This window comes from Ruegeria sp. AL3 (genome assembly GCF_056536065.1).
Window position 1 is genome coordinate 279,068 of the sequence record NZ_JBQFJG010000001.1, and the last position, 18,063, is coordinate 297,130.

General features: G+C 59.4%; 17 protein-coding genes. 12 read left to right on the top strand and 5 right to left on the bottom strand.

The window, feature by feature from the left end; genetic code table 11:
• Window positions 1-2 precede the first annotated feature (2 nt).
• A complete protein-coding gene (locus ACR3E6_RS01420; RefSeq protein WP_171722809.1) occupies window positions 3-920 on the bottom strand; it encodes a dihydrodipicolinate synthase family protein in 918 nt (305 codons plus the stop codon).
• 7 nt (window positions 921-927) lie between these two features.
• Window positions 928-1,638: a GntR family transcriptional regulator gene (locus ACR3E6_RS01425; RefSeq protein WP_480485462.1), complete on the bottom strand. Its 711-nt coding sequence runs from the start codon at window positions 1,636-1,638 to the stop codon at window positions 928-930.
• Window positions 1,639-1,806: 168 nt separating this feature from the next.
• Here ACR3E6_RS01425 and ACR3E6_RS01430 point away from each other — a divergent pair, with 168 nt between their 5' ends.
• Window positions 1,807-2,757 (top strand): GlxA family transcriptional regulator, encoded by a 951-nt coding sequence (locus tag ACR3E6_RS01430; protein ID WP_480485464.1) that lies wholly within the window; start codon window positions 1,807-1,809, stop codon window positions 2,755-2,757.
• Between the two features lie 472 nt (window positions 2,758-3,229).
• Here the strand turns inward: ACR3E6_RS01430 and ACR3E6_RS01435 are convergent, their stop codons facing one another.
• Entirely contained in the window at window positions 3,230-3,787 is a 558-nt protein-coding gene (locus ACR3E6_RS01435; protein WP_209832354.1) for a ZrgA family zinc uptake protein, read from the bottom strand.
• A 249-nt stretch (window positions 3,788-4,036) separates the two neighbouring features.
• Between ACR3E6_RS01435 and ACR3E6_RS01440 the strand changes: the two genes are divergently transcribed.
• The 10 genes from ACR3E6_RS01440 to speB all read left to right on the top strand — a co-directional run bounded on the left by ACR3E6_RS01440 (window position 4,037) and on the right by speB (window position 15,056).
• Window positions 4,037-5,308 (top strand): imelysin family protein, encoded by a 1,272-nt coding sequence (locus ACR3E6_RS01440; RefSeq protein ID WP_480485467.1) that lies wholly within the window; start codon window positions 4,037-4,039, stop codon window positions 5,306-5,308.
• An 86-nt stretch (window positions 5,309-5,394) separates the two neighbouring features.
• The gene (locus ACR3E6_RS01445; protein WP_171722804.1) at window positions 5,395-5,688 is read left to right on the top strand and encodes a (2Fe-2S)-binding protein; all 294 of its coding nucleotides are present in this window, start codon (window positions 5,395-5,397) and stop codon (window positions 5,686-5,688) included.
• Window positions 5,636-6,121: a bacterioferritin gene (bfr, locus tag ACR3E6_RS01450; RefSeq protein ID WP_170346155.1), complete on the top strand. Its 486-nt coding sequence runs from the start codon at window positions 5,636-5,638 to the stop codon at window positions 6,119-6,121. Before ACR3E6_RS01445 ends, bfr begins: the two co-directional genes overlap by 53 nt.
• A 16-nt stretch (window positions 6,122-6,137) precedes the next feature.
• Window positions 6,138-7,628 carry a di-heme oxidoreductase family protein gene (locus ACR3E6_RS01455; RefSeq protein ID WP_480485470.1) on the top strand — a complete coding sequence of 497 codons (1,491 nt, stop codon included), beginning with the start codon at window positions 6,138-6,140 and terminating at the stop codon, window positions 7,626-7,628.
• A 3-nt stretch (window positions 7,629-7,631) separates the two neighbouring features.
• On the top strand, window positions 7,632-8,642 hold the full coding sequence (locus tag ACR3E6_RS01460; RefSeq protein ID WP_480485472.1) for an imelysin family protein: 1,011 nt from the start codon (window positions 7,632-7,634) through the stop codon (window positions 8,640-8,642).
• Between the two features lie 3 nt (window positions 8,643-8,645).
• On the top strand, window positions 8,646-9,731 hold the full coding sequence (locus tag ACR3E6_RS01465; protein WP_480485474.1) for a DUF1513 domain-containing protein: 1,086 nt from the start codon (window positions 8,646-8,648) through the stop codon (window positions 9,729-9,731).
• Window positions 9,732-9,832: 101 nt separating this feature from the next.
• Window positions 9,833-11,722 (top strand): biosynthetic arginine decarboxylase, encoded by a 1,890-nt coding sequence (gene speA / locus ACR3E6_RS01470; protein ID WP_171722800.1) that lies wholly within the window; start codon window positions 9,833-9,835, stop codon window positions 11,720-11,722.
• 25 nt (window positions 11,723-11,747) lie between these two features.
• A complete protein-coding gene (locus ACR3E6_RS01475) occupies window positions 11,748-12,971 on the top strand; it encodes a saccharopine dehydrogenase family protein (protein ID WP_480485477.1) in 1,224 nt (407 codons plus the stop codon).
• Between the two features lie 76 nt (window positions 12,972-13,047).
• Entirely contained in the window at window positions 13,048-14,217 is a 1,170-nt protein-coding gene (gene nspC, locus ACR3E6_RS01480; protein ID WP_480485479.1) for a carboxynorspermidine decarboxylase, read from the top strand.
• Complete coding sequence (gene speB / locus ACR3E6_RS01485) at window positions 14,214-15,056, top strand: agmatinase (protein ID WP_171634201.1); 843 nt, start codon at window positions 14,214-14,216, stop codon at window positions 15,054-15,056. The genes nspC and speB overlap by 4 nt, the downstream gene beginning before the upstream one ends.
• Window positions 15,057-15,095: 39 nt before the next feature.
• Here speB and ACR3E6_RS01490 read toward each other — a convergent pair whose 3' ends face one another.
• Window positions 15,096-15,698 (bottom strand): HD domain-containing protein, encoded by a 603-nt coding sequence (locus ACR3E6_RS01490; RefSeq protein WP_152458899.1) that lies wholly within the window; start codon window positions 15,696-15,698, stop codon window positions 15,096-15,098.
• A 101-nt stretch (window positions 15,699-15,799) separates the two neighbouring features.
• Between ACR3E6_RS01490 and ACR3E6_RS01495 the strand changes: the two genes are divergently transcribed.
• Complete coding sequence (locus ACR3E6_RS01495; RefSeq protein WP_480485482.1) at window positions 15,800-16,633, top strand: LysR family transcriptional regulator; 834 nt, start codon at window positions 15,800-15,802, stop codon at window positions 16,631-16,633.
• A gap of 3 nt (window positions 16,634-16,636) precedes the next feature.
• Here the strand turns inward: ACR3E6_RS01495 and lptF are convergent, their stop codons facing one another.
• Window positions 16,637-17,776: an LPS export ABC transporter permease LptF gene (lptF, locus tag ACR3E6_RS01500; RefSeq protein WP_171722795.1), complete on the bottom strand. Its 1,140-nt coding sequence runs from the start codon at window positions 17,774-17,776 to the stop codon at window positions 16,637-16,639.
• Window positions 17,777-18,063: the final 287 nt, after the last annotated feature.

The following is an 18,063-nucleotide window of genomic DNA, read 5'->3' on the forward strand; positions in this document are numbered from 1 at the left end:
TCTTACCCTTCCGCCACGATGTCGGCGATTGTCTTCTTCAGCACGCGCGTGACCTGTTCCAGCGCGCGTTTGTCGTCCTTGTTCAAGCCCTTCAACGGAGGCCGCATAGCGCCCGCATCGATCCCGTTCATGGTCACGCCATGCTTGATGGTCTGGATGAACTTGCCACCCTGTTCCAGCACCCGCATCAGCGGCATCATCGCCGACATGATCCGGCGGCCCTTGTTGAAATTCCCTTCGACCACGCAGGCCTGATACAGAGCCACATGTTCGGCAGGCAGGAAGTTGGACCCGCCGCACACCCAGAACGGCGCACCCCAGGCAAAGAATTCGAGCGCCTGATCATCCATGCCGCAGCCAAGCTGGATATGCGGATAGTCGCGGGCCAGCAAATGCACCCGGTTGATATCGCCCGAGCTTTCCTTGATGCCGCAGAAGTTGCGACTGCGGCCAACGCGGTCGAGGAATTCCTCACCCATCATCGTGCCGGTGCGGTGCGGGTAGTTGTACAGCATCACCGGCAGGTCCGCGGCCTTGTCGATGGCCAGCGCATTCAGCGCGTTTTCCCGATCAGTCGGCACCGAATACGGCGGGCTGGCCAGCAGGATCGCATCGGCGCCGATTTCGCGCGCGCCAGCGGCAAGGGCAATCGAATCCGGCGTCAGCATCGCGCCTGTGCCAACCACCAATGGCAACCGGCCCTTCAACTGCTCATGCGTGAACCGGGCCAGTTCGACACGTTCGTGGACGGTCTGGGCATAGTTCTCACCGGTCGACCCCCCCGAGATCAGGCCATGCACGCCGTTTTCGACCAGGTATTCGATCACGTCGGACAGCGTGTCCCAATTCACGCTGCCATCGTCGTGATAGGGCGTGACCACAGGGGTATAAATCCCCTCAAACTTGAAAATCGGGTTCATTCCGTCCTCATGCAGGTTTCGAAAGGGGCGGGATTCCCATCGGGACATCCAGCGCGTCAGGCATCACGAACATCTCGATCTGATCGCGTGACAGGTTCCAGTGATCTTCGGCCAGCTGCGCAGCAGCCGCCTCGTCGCGCGCCTCGATGGCGGCGATGATGGCGTCGTGCTGGCGGCTTGCTTGAGACAGGTTCTCGGACATCTCAGCCGTCTGAGGTCGGTAAAACGTCATGCCGATCCGGGCGTGATCGATCAACAGCCGGTTGAACGACGGCAGCAGGTAGACATTTCCGGACATTTCGCCGGTCACGTCATGAAAGCGGTTGTTGGCCAAGGCTCGGTCCTCGCCGGACCCGGACCGAAGGGCCGCCTTGAACGCCTGCTGGGCCTTTTTCAAATCATTGATCTGGGCGTTCGACGCATTCAAAGCCGCCAAACGCAGGATCGCTCCGTATACCATGGGCGCGGCAAGGAAGAAGTCGCGCAGTGTGGTGTAGGACATCTCGGAAACCCGGGCGCTGCGGTTTGTCCGCAGATCCAGATAGCCTTCGCCAGCCAATTGTCGAAACACCTCGCGCAGCGGCGTGCGCGACAAGCCGAATTCCTCGGACAAGTGCGCCTCGTCCAGATCGGCGCCCGGGCGCAGGCGCAGCGTGAGGATGGACACTTTCAGGTGCTCTTTCAGCGCGCTTTTGCGAGACTTGGCTTCGTCTTTCATGCTTTGGCCTCATCCTTCTGTTCGGCGAACGCGGTCGAATCGCGTGCGGTCACAGTTTTGTATTCCATAAAAATACAACTTGTATACAATAATAGTTCGTGCAGCATAAGAGCCTGCGAAATAGACTCATGTTCTGGGCATTGTCCCAGCTTGCAAACGGTACTGCTCATGCCTCAGACGCGGCACATCACTTTCATCCTTGTCGAGGAGTTCTCGCACCTTGCGTTTTCATGCGCAGTCGAACCCTTGCGGATCGCCAATCTTGTGAGCGGCGATGAACTGTACCGCTGGTCCTTTCTGTCAGAACATGGCGAGCAGGCCGTGTGCTCGAACGGATCCATCACGCTGGTGCATTCCGGCCTTCAGGGTCTGGCCAAATGTGATCAGCTGTTTGTCTTGTCGGGCATTCACATGCGTGACCACGTCACCCGCCCCCTGCTTGCAACCCTGCGCCGCGAACGCGCGCGCGGCACGAAAATCGGCGCCCTGTGCTCGGGGGCATGGGTGCTGGCCGAGGCTGGCTTTCTCGACGGAATGCAAGCGGCAATCCACTGGGAATATCACGACGCGTTCATGGAGGCCTTTCCCGAGGTCAACCTAGTACGCAGCGTGTTCGTGGCCGATGAAAAGCACATTACCGCATCTGGCGGAACGGCAACGGCGGATCTGATGCTGCACCTGATCGAACGCGATCACGGTGAAGAACTGGCCATCGATGTGGCGGATCAGATGGTCTATAACGCGGTACGCAATGCCACGGCCAAACAACGGGTTTCCCTGCAATCACGCAACGGAATGCGCAATGCGCACCTCGCCAAGGCAATTACAATCATGCAGGACAGTATCGAAACCCCGGTTTCCCCTTCGTTCATTGCAGAAGAACTTGGCATTTCAACTCGGCAGCTTGAGCGGCTGTTTGGAAAATACCTCAACACGTCGCCCAAGAAATACTTCATGGAAATGCGGCTGGAACGCGCCCAGAAACTGCTGCTTCAGACCGAAGCATCCGTCACCGAGATTGCCGTGGCCTGCGGCTTTGAAAACCCGGGCCATTTTTCGCGCGTCTACCGATCAAGCTTTGGCGTCACCCCGCACGCGCAACGCAACAAGATCGACTGACATTGTGTGGTAGTGGGTTTGCCGCAATCGAAACGGCAGGGGATGCCGCGCTTTGTCGGCCCATGACGGGCCTGAACGGGCATCCCCCTAACCCTGCCGAGATACCCCCTCATTAAAACCGGACTAGTCAACAGATCGGCAGGATGATGTACCAATAGATTTGGATATTGGCATAAGTTTTGCGAGAACTTGTCATACATGCGATTCTTGTGCCCTTATTCGTTAATCTTTGCCTCAATTGGAGACTTTTGATTCAGCGAAGTCCGGCAACCTCAAAGGCCATAACCACTTGTGAAAAATATAAATTACAGGTTTCGTCCTTGCTGCATTCAAAGATCGCACCGGGGAGCAATCTGCTTCGATCTGAGGTGTTCGTTTTCTGCCCGGCACCCCACGGATGGACGGGGCAATCTTGGCTCGACAGATTCGGCTGCGTGCCTGAAACCGCCCAACAGGCGCTCAAGCGCCATTTCTAACGGATTTGCGTCATATCCAGCCTGGGCGCGGCGCGCGTGATTTCATGGGCGCTGGTCGCCGCGCCTGATCCGACGCGAACGTTCAGCTTCTCTGTCCCGTTGAACCGCTGGAAATACGCAAATTCCATCGTGGTCAGCGCATCCATATCCTGACATTGAACAACGTAGTCAGCCTGAAATTCCGAATGTTCGCCCGTTGCGAATGACGTGCCCCCCTCGCCCGCGTTGTCCTGCTGCCCCGGAATATCATGCGTCAGGATCACGTTTGCAGATGCGGTAAAACACACGGCGTCGGGCGGGACGACAAACAGATCCAGTGGTTTGGACAGTTCGGAAATCGCGATGGCGACACGCGTACGCTCGTCATCACTTGCCACCGGGGTCTCGAACCCAATGATGTCAATGCTTGGAACCCTGAGCGACAGCGTAAATTCCGTGTCCGTAAACACGATTTCCAATTGACCGGACCCATGTTGATGGGTGGGCGTGATCTGCGTCGCCTGAGCGGCAAGAGCTGCCGGAAAAAGAGACAACGCCAGAACAGAGCACTTCATTAACCAAAAACCGCCTTTAACAGAATCACAACAGTGATTTTACCGCGAATCACCTGCCACGCAACGTTAACCCTCGGATCAGAGCTCGCCAGATTTGGGGAGGAGCGTGGGATTCAACCATCACCACCTATATCCGACAATAAAACTCAGGTTGACATTACCGACTAAATCACTCAGTTAATTCTTCGCGAAACCCGCGGGACATCCCCGCGCGATCCGACAGTTCTGACAGGAAAGCATCGAACTCCTATGACCAAGTTATTCACCACTGCCAGCGCCCTGACATTTTGCATGGCAACCGCCGCGATCTCGGGTGATGCCCCCACCAAGGCAGATGTACTGAACACCTATGCCAATATTGCGGAAGCCAAATTTGAGGACAGCCTGATTTCAGCCAGGAAATTGCAGGATGCGGTCAACGCGCTGATCGCCGATCCCTCGGACGCAACGTTGAACGCGGCGCGCGCGGCCTGGGTTGCTGCGCGTGTCCCCTATCAGCAGACGGAAGTCTATCGCTTCGGCAATGCCATCGTTGATGACTGGGAAGGCAAGGTGAACGCCTGGCCCTTGGACGAAGGGCTGATCGACTATGTCGACGCGGCCTATGGCGGCGCGACGGACGAAAACGAATTTGCCGTGCTGAACGTCATCGCCAACCCCAGTTTCCAACTGTCGGGCGAGACCATTGATGCCAGCGAAATCACCCCCGAACTGCTGAGCGACACCTTGCACGAAGCCGATGGTATCGAGGCGAATGTAGCAACCGGCTATCACGCCATCGAGTTCCTTCTGTGGGGTCAGGACATGAACGGCCATGGCGCCGGTGCCGGCAACCGCCCAGCGACTGATTATGCGCAGGGCGAGGACTGTACCGGCGGCCATTGCGACCGTCGCGTGCAATATCTGAGCGCTGCGACCGAACTGCTGGTCAGCGATCTGGCCTGGATGGCGGATCAGTGGAAAGACGGCGGAGCGGCGCGCGCAGCCCTTGTGGAGAACGAAGCAGCAGGCATCAGCGCGATCCTGACCGGCATGGGTTCTCTCTCGTATGGCGAGCAAGCCGGCGAACGGATGCGCCTTGGCCTGATGCTGAACGATCCCGAAGAAGAACATGACTGCTTTTCGGACAACACCCACAACAGCCATTACTATGACGGGTTGGGCATCCAGAACGTCTATCTGGGCAGCTATACCCGCATTGATGGCACCCCGGTTTCGGGCGCATCTCTGGCCGATCTGGTCATCGCCACCGATCCGGCGCTGGATACCGAGATGAAAGCGAAACTGGCCGCCACCATGCAGGCCCTGGGCAAGATCAAGACAACGGCCGAGGCGGGATTTGCCTATGACCAGATGCTTGAGCGCGGTAACGAAGGCGGTGAGGCCCTGATCATGGGCGGCGTCAACGGCCTGATCGATCAGACCAAAACGATCGAGCGCATCGTAACCGCGCTGGAGCTGGACGGGGTTGCGTTTGAAGGGTCAGACAGCCTGGATAACCCGGACGCCGTCTTCCATTAATCTTCAAGCGGGCCGGAGAGGGTTTCTTTCCGGCCCCTGCAAACCTTACTGATCGCCTGACAGGGCGGCGAAACGAGCCAAGACCAATGATTGTCTGCCACTGCACCAACATATCCGATCACGACATCCGTGCCGCCATCGACTGGATGCGCACGGCGGATCCGCGGACCATCATCACCCCCGGCAAGATCTACCATGCCCTTGGCAAATCGGCGGATTGTGGCGGGTGCATGCCGCTGTTCCTAGACACAATGCGGGCCAGCGGTAATCTGGAAGTCCCCATGCAACTCCGCACTTTGCGTGCCGGAGCAACACAGGAGAAGGCTGATGAAAGGCGATCCGAAGGTCATCGAATATCTGAACAAGTCTCTGCGGCATGAGCTGACTGCCGTCAGTCAATACTGGCTGCATTACCGCCTGCAAGAAGACTGGGGCCTTGGCCATATGGCCAAGAAAAGCCGCGAGGAAAGCATCGAAGAGATGGGCCACGCGGACAAGCTGATCGAACGGATCATCTTTTTGGAAGGTCACCCCAACCTTCAGAAACTGGACCCGTTGCGGATCGGTCAGACGCCGAAGGAAACGCTGGAATGCGACCTGGCGGCCGAGATCGACGCCAGGGCACTTTACAAGGAAGCGCGCGAGTATTGTCGGGAGGCCGGCGACTTTGTCTCCATGTCGCTGTTCGAACAGTTGATGTCCGATGAAGAGGGACATATCGACTTCCTCGAAACGCAGCTCGACCTGTATGAAAGGATCGGCGAAGCCAATTATGCGCAACTCAACGCATCGAAAATGGACGAAGGCGAATAGTCTTTTTGCCCTGTCAGTGGCCGCCCTGGCGGCCACCCCCTCCCTGGCAGCCGAGCTGCGGGACCTGCATCTGAAATTCACCCCCCGCACCGACGAGGAACGCGCCCGCATTGCCGCCGTGACGGCACCCCCGCAGGATTTTGGCGTGTCGCAGCCGTTCGAAGAACTCTCGGCCGGGGCGGCAACTGTCCGGGTCCGCAACGACGCGGATGCGTTCTCGCAACCCTCGGGCAATCTGAGCTTCGAGCAGGAGCTGGATTTCAAGGTCGGCAACGGGTTGTTCAAGAAAATCTGGGTGTCGTCACCATCATCCACATTGGCCTCTGACGGGTTGGGGCCGCTGTACAACGCGCGATCCTGCCAGCGTTGCCATATAAAGGATGGGCGGGGGCACACACCGAACGGGCCCGATGACAACGCGGTCTCAATGTTCCTTCGGGTCTCGATCCCCGGCGCGCCGGAAGACGGGTATGCCGAGATCGAGGATTACATCGCCACCCGGCCCGATCCCAACTATGGCGGGCAGATGCAGGATTTCGCGCTTGCGGGGCATCCGGCGGAATATCGGCTGGATATCTCTTACGAAGAAGTCCCTGTTGAACTCTCTGACGGCGAGACCGCGTCACTGCGCCGCCCGACTTACAGGGCCGCTGATCTGGGCTATGGCCCGCTGCACCCGGATGCAATGCTGAGCCCGAGGGTCGCACCACAGATGATCGGGCTTGGCCTGCTCGAGGCGATCCCGGTCGAAGACCTTCTGGCCAAGGCTGATCCCGACGACGTGGATGGGGATGGCATCTCGGGCCGTCCGAACATCGTCTGGTCTGTTGAATACGGCGCCCCGATGATGGGCCGGTTCGGGCACAAGGCAGGCATGCCGACGGTGATGGAGCAATCCGCCGCAGCCTTTGCCGGGGATATCGGTATTTCAAGCCCGCTTTACCCGGCACCTCAGGGGGACTGCACGGACTTGCAGGTGAACTGCGTCGAGGCCCCGCATGGCGACACCGATACCCGCGAGTTCGAGATCGATCAGCAGGGCATGGACCTGGTGGATTTCTACAGCCGCAATCTGGGCGTGCCCGGCCGCCGTGATGTCGACGACCCCGAGGTTTTGCGCGGCAAAGAGGTGTTTCACACGACCGGCTGCGCATCGTGTCATACTCCGGCCCATGTCACCCACCGGTTGGAAGATCGGCCCGAGCACAGCTTTCAGCTGATCTGGCCTTACACCGATCTGCTGCTGCATGACATGGGCGAAGGTCTGGCGGATCACCGCCCCGAGGCCCGCGCGACGGGGCGCGAATGGCGGACGCCGCCTTTGTGGGGCACAGGTCTGACCGAACGCGTCTCGGGCCACACGCAGTTTCTGCATGACGGGCGGGCACGCAATCTGCTCGAGGCGATCCTGTGGCACGGCGGCGAAGCCCAGGCCGCGCGCGATGCGGTTGTGTCGATGCCGAAAACTGACCGCGACGCCCTGATCCGTTTTCTGGAGAGCCTCTGACCCATGCGTTTTCTTACGATTATTGCCGCGTTGATGATGCCTCTTGCCGCACAGGCGCAGGACCGCGCACCGATCCTGATGGACGTTGCCGAGACACATACACTGCCCAGGTTCGACAAGCTGCCGGAAACGACCGGGGCTCTGGTCAGTGCATCGCGGGTGGATTGCGATCCGACCTCACCTGCGTTGCGCGCGGCTTATGATGCGGCCTTCGACAGCTGGATTTCCGCCAGTCACCTGCGGTTCGGTCCGACCGAGGTCGATGATCGTGCATTTGCCATGGCGTTCTGGCCCGACACGAAAGGGTTCACCTCCAAAGCCCTGTCCCAGCATATCGCAACCGAGGATGACGCCGTGCAAGACCCCGAAGCCTATGCCGAGACATCCATAGCCGGACGCGGGTTCTTTGCGCTGGAACGAATGCTGTTCGATCCCGCCTTTGCAGAGCAGGGCAATGCGGATTACCGCTGCGCGCTGATTCAGGCGATCGCGGCGGACATTGATGCCAACGCACGGGCGATGGCCGATGACTGGCAAAGCTATGCCCCCAGCCTGACCCGGCCCGGCGAGAACGGCCGCTTCCGAACGCAGGACGAAGCGATGCAGGAACTGTTCAAGGCATTGTCCACGAGTCTTGAATTCACGGCCGACACTCGGCTTGGTCGCCCGTTGGGCACGTTCGACCGCCCGCGTCCGAACCGCGCCGAAGCGTGGCGGTCGAAGCGATCCTTGCGCCATGTCGAACTTTCGCTGATGGCCCTTCGTGATCTTGCATCGCGATTGGCCTTTGATCATCCCGATATCGCCGCGGATCTGGATGCTGCTTTTGCGCGCGCCATTGAGAATGCGCAGGCCATTGACGACCCGGCGCTGGCCGGCGTTGCGGATCCGCAGGCCCGGTTCCGTATCGAGGCCCTGCAACAGTCCATCCACGATATTCGCGCAATTGCTTCGACTGAACTTGGCCCGACGCTGGGCGTCAGCGCAGGCTTCAATTCTCTGGACGGAGACTGATCCGTGACATCGCGCCGCCGTTTCCTTGCAGGGCTTGCTGCAACCTCTCTTCCTCCGATCCATGGATGGGCCTCGGTGGGCACGCCGGAGTTTCTGGCCGCAGCGCTGTTTCCGGATGGTTCGTATCGACTGGCCGGTCTGGATGCACAGGGAACCCTTCTGTTTTCCGTGCCCCTGCCCGCGCGCGGGCATGCGGCTGCGGCACATCCGGTCAAAGCACAGGCCGTCGCCTTTGCGCGCCGTCCGGGCACCTTTGCCGTGGTGATTGATTGCGTGACGGGATCACCGATCGCGCGGCTGACGGCGCCGGAAGGCCGGCATTTCTATGGTCACGGTACTTTTTCAGCCGACGGCACGATTTTCTTTGCCACCGAAAACGATTACGAGGCCGGAAAAGGTATCATAGGCGTCTGGAACGCTGAAACCTTTGCGCGCTTGGGCGAATTCCCGTCCGGCGGCGTCGGGCCGCATGACATGCGGTTGATGCCGGGTGGGAAAACGCTTGTGATTGCCAATGGCGGTATCGAAACCCATCCCGAAACCGGGCGCACGAAACTGAACCTGCCGACGATGAAGCCCAACCTGACCTACCTTTCCCTGACGGGCCTGGTTCAGGAACAGGTGTCGCTGTCGCCTGCGCTTCACAAGAACTCGATCCGCCATCTGGCGGTCCGTCGCGACGGGCTGGTGGGCTTTGCGATGCAGTGGCAGGGCAGCAAAGCCGAACATCCGCCCTTGCTGGGCCTGCACCGTCAGGGGGAAAACCCGCACCTTCTGTCTGCGCCGGTGCAGGATCAGAGCACGCTGCAAGGTTATGCGGGCAGCATCGCGTTTTCGGCGGATGGTGCAACCGTTGCCATCACCTGTCCACGCGGCAATGCGTTGCAGCGGTTCGACGTGGCCAGTGGCACATTCAGCGATGCGTTCGAGCTTGAGGATGTCTGCGGGCTTGGTTCCGGCCCAAACGATTTGGTTTTCACCACCGGAACCGGTGTGTTCGGCGCGTTGACCACTGCGCACCCCGAGATCCGGACCCGCGCGATGTGCCAGTGGGACAATCATCTGGTCCCGATCAGCCCACCGGCATGAAATTCGGATTTTTCCGTCACATAGTTTAGACTTGGAAGAATCAAACAGCTGCCGTATTGCCGGGCGCGAAACTGGCACCCCAACGTTAAGGACCGACTTGATTGAAACAGACGCCCGACGCACCGCATTCGATCTACGGAGTTGAGAAATGGGGCAAAGGCCTCATCGAGGTGACGGAGCAGGGCGAGATCGGTCTGCGCAATCCCTTGGCTCCCGATGTTGGCGCGATCAGCCTGCCAGGTATTCTCAGCGATCTGAACGACCGAGGCATCAAGGCCCCGATGGTTCTGCGCGTCTCTTCCTATCTGGAACACGAGATCGCGCATCTGAACGAAAGCTTCCGCGAAGCCATCGCCCGCGTCGGCTACAGGGGCAGCTATCGCGGTGTGTTCCCGATCAAGGTGAACCAGCAGGCCCAGGTCGTCGACCGGATCGTCGAATTCGGCAAGAAGTACAACTATGGGCTCGAGGCCGGGTCCAAACCCGAACTGGTGATCGCGCTGGCACATCGGCTGGCCAGCGAAGCGCTGATCGTCTGCAACGGTGTCAAGGATGCCGAATTCATCCAGCTGGCCATCCTGTCCCGCAAGATCGGGTTCAACACGGTGATCGTTCTTGAAAGCCCGAAAGAGGCTGACACGGTGATCGAAGTATACAAAGAGCTGGGCATTGAACCCCTGATTGGCGTGCGGGTCAAGCTGACCAACCAGATCAGCGGCAAATGGGAAGAAAGCTCGGGCGACCGGTCCGCCTTTGGTATGAACACCGATCAACTGGTGGCCACGGTGGACAAGCTGCGCGACGCGGGCCTTCTGCATTGCCTGAAGTTGCAGCATTCGCATCTGGGCTCTCAGGTGCAGGACGTCAACGACGTGCGCCGCGCGGTGGGCGAGGCCTGCCGCTATTACACCGAACTGACGCGCGAGGGCGTGCCGCTGACCCATCTGGACCTCGGCGGTGGTATGGGGGTGGACTATACCGGTGAAAAGAAGGCGGCTGAAAACTCGATCAACTACACGGTCGAGGAATATTGCGCTAATGTGGTGGAAACCGTGGCCTATGCCATGGACGAGGCCGAGGTGGACCACCCGACGCTGGTTACCGAAAGCGGCCGCGCGGTGGTGGCGACGTCGTCGATGCTGGTGTTCAACGTGCTGGAAAGCACGCTCTATGATGCGCCCAACGGCCCCGAGGTTGAAGCCGACGATCACCACATGGTTTCAGACCTTGCCGCGGTGCACGGCTATCTCAGCAAAGACCGTCTTCAGGAATGCTGGAACGACGCCACCTTCTATCGCAACGAATTGCGCGCCCTGTTCCGCCGTGGATATGTAGACCTGCGCCAGATGGCCCGGGCCGAACGGATCTACCTGTCGCTGATGGCCCGCCTCAAGGCGCTGGCGGCCAGTGACGATCTGGAAACCGACGTGGACGACCAGCTTGAGAAAGTGGCCGATATCTACCACTGCAACTTTTCTCTGTTTCAGTCCTTGCCGGACGTCTGGGCCATTGACCAGCTGCATCCCATCGTGCCCTTGCAGGGCCTGAACCAGACACCCGACCGCCGGGCAGTCCTGTCCGACATCACTTGCGACAGCGACGGCAAGATCGACCGGTTCATCCTGGCCGACGGTGTTTCACCCAGTCTGCCGGTGCATACCCTGCCCGAAGATGATGAATATTTCATGGGCGTCTTTTTCGTCGGCGCCTATCAGGAAACGCTGGGCGATCTACACAATCTCTTTGGCGACACTAACGTCGTCACCATCGACCTGCGCGCTGACGGAGGGTTCGACCTGCTGCACGAACAAGAGGGCGACACGATCAGCCAGGTGCTGTCCTATGTCGAATTCGACCCCACCGACTGCGTCGCCGCCTTCCGCAAAATGGTGGACGAGGCGATCTCGACCGGTACTCTGAAAGCCAAGGACCGCAAAACCCTGATGAGCGCCTATCGCGACTCGATCAACGGCTACACCTACTACGAATAACCCCCTGTGAGAGGAGATTACCCCCATGGGTTCACTTAGTGGCAAAACACTGGTTGTCGGCGCGGGCGGCGTATCCCACGCCGCCGTGCACAAGATGGCGATGAATTCGGACATCTTCACCGAAATCACACTGGCCAGCCGGACCAAGTCGAAATGCGACGCCATCGCCAAATCGGTGAAAGAGCGCGTGGGCGTTGACATCGCCACCGCCGAGCTTGACGCCTACAAGGTCGAGGACACTGTGAAGCTGATCAAGGAAACCGGTGCCGAGATCCTGGTGAACCTGGCCCTGCCCTATCAGGACCTGGTGTTGATGGACGCCTGCCTCGAGGCCGGGTGCCACTATCTCGACACTGCGAACTACGAGCCCGAGGATGAGGCCAAGTTCGAATACCACTGGCAATGGGCCTATCAGGACAAGTTCAAACAGGCTGGCCTGACCGCCATCCTCGGCTCGGGTTTCGATCCGGGCGTGACATCCGTCTTCGCCAAGTGGCTCAAGAAACACAAGCTGGACACGATCCGCCAGATCGACGTGCTCGACGCCAATGGCGGCAGCAACGACCAAGAATTCGCCACCAACTTCAACCCCGAGATCAACCTGCGCGAAGTGCTGGCCGAAGTGCGCCACTGGGAAGGTGGCGAGTGGAAACACTCCCCCGCCATGACCCATAAGGTCGAGTTCGACTTTCCCGCCATCGGCCCCAAGAATATGTATCTGATGTATCACGAGGAACTGGAGTCGCTCAGCACCCACTTCCCCGAGATCGAACGCGCCCGCTTCTGGATGACATTCGGTGACGCTTACATCACTCACGCCAAAGTTCTGGAAAATGTCGGCATGACCCGCATCGATCCGGTGATGCATGACGGCAAGGAAATCATCCCGATCCAGTTCCTGAAAACCCTGCTGCCCGATCCCGGTGATCTGGGCGCGGAAACCAAGGGCAAGGCCTGCATCGGCGACATCGCGACGGGTCAGGCCAAGGACGGCTCGGGCGAGAAGACCTATTACATCTACAACATCTGTGATCATGAAGAGTGCTACCGCGAGGTTGGTTCTCAGGCCGTCAGCTACACCACCGGCGTCCCCGCCATGATCGGTGCAGCACAGGTGCTGAAAGGCAACTGGCGTGAGCCCGGCGTGTGGAACATGGAACAGCTCGATCCGGATAATTTCATGGACATGCTGAATGAACACGGCCTGCCCTGGCAGGTCCACGAACTCGACGGCCCGGTCGAATTCTGACTTCATCTTTTTCCAAATACTCCGGGGGTCCGGGGGCAGAGCCCCCGGCCTCTCCACGAACTCAGAGACGCCTGACATGTCCGACATGATGAAAACACAGGCCGGCGATGCCGGTGCCTTTCGCAATTTCGACCTCAGCCGCGTGCCAACCCCCTGCTTTGTTGTCGATGAAAAGGCGGTTGAGCGAAACCTGCGCATCCTCGCCGACATCGGCACCCGGTCCGGCGCGCATGTCCTGAGCGCGCTCAAGGCGTTTTCCATGTTCTCGCTGGCCCCGCTGGTCCGCCAGCACCTCGGCGGCACCTGTGCGTCCGGCATCTACGAGGCACGGCTCGGCCGCGAAGAATATGGCGGCGAGGTTGCCACCTTCTGCGCCGGATACAAGGACGCGGATATCGACGAAATCCTGTCGCTGTCCGATCACATCATCTTCAACTCTCCGGCGCAAAAGAACCGCTTTCTCGCCAAAGCCCAGGCCGCGGGCGTTCAGGTCGGCCTGCGGATCAACCCGGAACATTCCGAAGGTGAGGTGCCGAAATACGATCCCTGCGCGCCCTGCTCACGCCTGGGCACGCCGGTCAGCCAGTTGACTGCCGAGACTCTGACCGGAGTTGACGGCCTGCACATGCATACACTCTGCGAACAAGGGTTCGAGCCGCTGCAACGCACGTGGGCGGCTGTCGAACCAAAACTCAGGCCATTCATGGGCCAGCTCAAATGGCTGAATTTCGGCGGCGGTCACCACATCACCCGCGACGATTACGACCGTGAGGGTCTGGTGGCTTTCATCAAAACCATACGCGAGGCATATGGCGTCGACGTCTACCTCGAACCCGGTGAGGCCGTCGCCCTGGACGCAGGCATTCTGGTCGGAGAAATCCTTGACCTGCCCACCAATGGCATGAACCTAGCCATCACCGATATCTCGGCCACCTGCCACATGCCCGACGTGATCGAGGCCCCTTATCGGCCCGCCCTGATGGACGAGGCCGAAGCTGGCCACACCTACCGCCTCGGCGGCCCCTCGTGCCTGGCGGGCGACGTGATCGGCGACTACACTTGGGCCGAGCCGCTGCGGATCGGGCAGCGCTTTGCCTTCCTCGATCAGGCGCATTACTCGATGGTCAAGACCAACACGTTCAACGGCGTGCCCCTGCCCACCATCGCCCTGTGGAACAGCGAAACCGATGACCTGAAGATCATCAGGGAATTCGGCTATGACGACTTTAAGGACAGACTTTCATGAGCATTTTCCTCGACAGCGAACTGACCGAGGCCGAACGCAGCGAAGACGCCCGGTTCCGTGTGATCCCGGTGCCGCTGGAGCGCACGGTCTCATACGGGTCTGGCACCGCCAAAGGCCCCGAAGCGATCATCGAGGCCAGCAATGAACTCGAACGCATCACGGGTCACGCGGAACCCTGCGTCGAAGGCATCTTTACCGAAGCCCCACTGGATTGCGCCGGCCCGCTGCCGGACGTCATGGAGCGCCTCGCCCAGCACACCGAGGCCGCCGTCCGTGCCGGCAAGGTGCCGGTCACGCTGGGCGGTGAACACTCGCTCAGCTATGGCGCGGTCATGGGTGTGACCCGCGCCCTGGGCCAGCCCGTCGGTATCGTGCAGATCGACGCCCATGCCGATCTGCGCAACGCCTATCAGGGCGAAAAACACTCGCATGCCTCGGTGATGCATCTGCTGGCCGAGGAAGGTATCCCATTGGCCCAGTTCGGCGTGCGCGCCTTTTCCACCGAGGAAGCCAAAAGCCGCCTGAGGAACCACGTCTTCCACGTGGATGCCGAAGAGCTGGTGACCGGCAACATCCATGCCGTCGACCTGCCCGACGACTTCCCCGAACTGGTCTATGTCAGCTTTGACGTTGATGGGCTGGACCCGGCGCAGATGCCCGCGACCGGCACGCCTGTTCCGGGCGGGCTGGGATACTATCAGGCGCTTCGCCTGGTGGAACATGCGTTGAAGGGTCGTAAATGCGTCGGCTTCGACGTGGTCGAACTGGCCCCCGACGGCAATGCCGCCTGGGATTTCACCGCGGCGCAGATCGTCTATCGCCTGATGGCGAGCTGCTGATCAGACAGGCGGGCCGGGCTGGCCCGCCTGATCCGGTTCCTAGCCAGTTTTGCCGTCATCGGCGGTTTCGTTCAGCTCCATATGGCCTTCGCCCCTGTTCAGGACGCGGCGCAGCATAGGTTCGAAGAACTCCAGCGGCTTGGTCGGATAATTCGGGTCAAACGCCTTCTGATCATATTCATGGCAGAAATAGCGACAATCTTCCCAATAAGGACTGTCGCGATATTTGTCGCGCGCGTTGCGGTCGCCGCCCAGATGGTGGTTGTAGTAGTACCCCTGAAACACGCAATGATGCTTGAGAATCCAATATGTCTTTTCGCTGACGTAAGGCTTCATCATCGCCGCTGACAGCTCTCCGTGATTGTAGGGCGACAGGATATCGCCGGTATCATGGATCAACGCCGCCACCACCAGTTCCTCATCCGCACCGTCCTCGTAAGCACGGGTCGCGGCTTGCAGGCTGTGCTGGTAGCGGTTGACCGGATAGGGCGTCCATTCTTCGTCCAACGAGCGGATGGCATCGAGGATACGGTCTGGCAGGGCCGCATTATACGCCTCTTCATACTCCATCACGGCGTCCCAGTCGGCCTTGGTGGCTGTTTCGAAACTGGTCCAGGTGGGTTTGTGGCTTTTGTCCAGCATGGCTGATCCTTTGGCATGTGTCCTGAGCGAAAGCGTAGTTCGAAACCACCCTTCAAAAAAATGAATTGATTTTATCGCAATGATCAAAAAATACTTTCGACATGCAATTCAAAGCTCTGGAAACTTTTCTCTGCGTGGCCGAAGCCGGTGGCTTTCATGCCGCCGCTCGCAAGTTGAATGTGACGCAGACCGCTGTCAGCGCGCGTATTCGCCTGATCGAGGAGGAAACCGGCAGGGCGCTGTTCACGCGCGGTGCCGGAGGAACGGCGCTGACCGAGTTCGGCCGGCAGTTCAAACCCTATGCGGAACAGATGTTGTCCCTTTGGGGCTTCGCATCGCGCGACCTGCCGGGACAGGCACAGAACCGCCCGGCACTGCGGTTGGGCGGCCAGCTCAGCATCTGGGATCCGTTGCTGGTGGACCTGGCGGTTCGGTTTGAACAGCGCTTTGGCAAATTGCTGTTGACGCTGAACTATGACCACGACATGAACATGGTCGAAGCGGTGGCAACCCATGTGCTGGACGCGGCGATCACACATGAAAAGCCGGCGGACCGGCGTGTCACATGGTACGCGCTTGAACCCGAGCTATTGTCCCTGGTCCGGACGCCACAGGCTGACGGCACGGACGATGACATGATCTTCGTCAACCTTGAACTGGGCGAGGTCTATCAGGACCATGTCAGATCGGCTGCGCGACGGGCGTCGGGTCAGACAGTGTTTCTTGGCAATTGCATGATGGCGCTGCGATATGTTCTGCACCGAGGCGGAAACGGCTATTTCCCCGATTACGTCATTTCCGAACATCTGGCCTCGGGTGCTCTGGAGCGGGTCGAGGACAGTATCAGCTTGCCGCTGCCCATGTATCTGGTCACCCGCGGTGATCGCGAGGAATTTGACGACATTCACAGCTGTTTGGTGGATCTTCGCGGCTAGAACTCAGGCCGGTGTCGGCATGATCTGGGGATCGCGCTGCCGTTTTCGCACAAGCGGCCGACCAGCAACAAGCAGGAAAAGGCCCGAGATCAGCACCCCTATGATTGCGGGAAGGTACAGCAGAAACCAAAGCTCCGGGTCATCGATCACCACCGGGGAAACAAACCCGCGCACACCTTCAAGCAGCACAAGAATGGTGAAGGCGCCCAATATCTGAGGCCACAATCCAAACCGGGAAAAGCTGCCCAGCATCAGGGTTGAATACCCGGCCAGCGCCACGGCGATGCAAATCGCAATCCACGAGAACCGCTGGTGCAGCTCTTCGATCAGCTTGCCTTGGCTGAACCCTTCCGTGGCTGAAACCTCATCCCGGTTGCGGATCAGGTCGGCGGTTGGAATGGCTTCGAGGCTGCGCCGGGCCATCGGATTTGTATTCGTCAGTTCCGAGATGTCGTAGGACGCGTCCTGGAACAGGGTCGATGACAACACCTTGCCTTCCTTGTTCAGGCGCAATGCAACCCCATCAACCATCACGAGGTGAATGCCAGCATCATTGTTGACCAGATAGGCCGTTACGCTTGAATAGCTGACCGCGTTTTCAGGATCGCGGCGATCAGACACGAAGACTTCATGAAGTGTGCCGTCCAGATCAATCCTGCCTATGTAAACCGTGACACCTTCGGCGGGGTGCAGAAATTCGCCTTCGTTCAGCAGTTGAGCCGTCACATCTCCGGCCACTTCAGCCTGCCGGATTTCCAGCTGTTCAACCGAGGCCGGGCGCAGGAACACGCTGATGATCGCCATCATCACCCCGGTAATCACACCGAACAGCAGCACCGCCCGGGCAAGCCGCCAAGGGCTGGATCCGGTGGCCAGCATAACCGTCAGTTCGCTTTCGCGGCTCAGGCGATTTGTGGCATAGACGGCGGCGGCAAACACCGCCATGGGCATGACCGTGCGGATCAGGGTCGGCAAAGTCAGCGCGGTGAATTCCAGAAAGACCATCGCCGACTGCCCACCGCTGATGACCCTGTCAAACAGGCTGACAGACCGGGTGATCCAGAACACACCGACAAGCACCAGGGTGAAAAAGCCAAACAGAATCAGCAATTGCCGCAGGAAATATCCATCAAAACGCGACATGGGGCCTCGTGCGTGTGTTCGTTTGCAGCGGACACTAGGGCATTAAGCCGGCAGAAGAAACAGGCATTGGACGTCAGGATGCCCCGGTATGCAACCTTGGCGCATTCCCGCATTCTCCCAACGACGCCGATTTGGCCCCGAAGAGGTTAAAGGCCAACCCTTTGTGAAAATGGCAGTTCGTGGCACAATTCAGGAATTGTTCAGAAGGGAGTTTCCGACTTGGCACTGTTTTTTTCACGCCGCACCTATAACGCCCCGAAGAAAAAGTTCACGTTTAAGCCGGCGGC

Coding starts and splice junctions, on each gene's coding strand:
- speB (WP_171634201.1), top strand. CDS start 14,214: ATGAGCATTTTCCTCGACAGCGAACTGACCGAGGCCGAACGCAGCGAA.
- ACR3E6_RS01460 (WP_480485472.1), top strand. CDS start 7,632: ATGCGTTTTCTTACGATTATTGCCGCGTTGATGATGCCTCTTGCCGCA.
- ACR3E6_RS01435 (WP_209832354.1), bottom strand. CDS start 3,787: ATGAAGTGCTCTGTTCTGGCGTTGTCTCTTTTTCCGGCAGCTCTTGCC.
- ACR3E6_RS01445 (WP_171722804.1), top strand. CDS start 5,395: ATGATTGTCTGCCACTGCACCAACATATCCGATCACGACATCCGTGCC.
- ACR3E6_RS01495 (WP_480485482.1), top strand. CDS start 15,800: ATGCAATTCAAAGCTCTGGAAACTTTTCTCTGCGTGGCCGAAGCCGGT.
- ACR3E6_RS01440 (WP_480485467.1), top strand. CDS start 4,037: ATGACCAAGTTATTCACCACTGCCAGCGCCCTGACATTTTGCATGGCA.
- ACR3E6_RS01475 (WP_480485477.1), top strand. CDS start 11,748: ATGGGTTCACTTAGTGGCAAAACACTGGTTGTCGGCGCGGGCGGCGTA.
- nspC (WP_480485479.1), top strand. CDS start 13,048: ATGTCCGACATGATGAAAACACAGGCCGGCGATGCCGGTGCCTTTCGC.
- ACR3E6_RS01430 (WP_480485464.1), top strand. CDS start 1,807: ATGCCTCAGACGCGGCACATCACTTTCATCCTTGTCGAGGAGTTCTCG.
- ACR3E6_RS01420 (WP_171722809.1), bottom strand. CDS start 920: ATGAACCCGATTTTCAAGTTTGAGGGGATTTATACCCCTGTGGTCACG.
- bfr (WP_170346155.1), top strand. CDS start 5,636: ATGAAAGGCGATCCGAAGGTCATCGAATATCTGAACAAGTCTCTGCGG.
- ACR3E6_RS01425 (WP_480485462.1), bottom strand. CDS start 1,638: ATGAAAGACGAAGCCAAGTCTCGCAAAAGCGCGCTGAAAGAGCACCTG.
- ACR3E6_RS01490 (WP_152458899.1), bottom strand. CDS start 15,698: ATGCTGGACAAAAGCCACAAACCCACCTGGACCAGTTTCGAAACAGCC.
- lptF (WP_171722795.1), bottom strand. CDS start 17,776: ATGTCGCGTTTTGATGGATATTTCCTGCGGCAATTGCTGATTCTGTTT.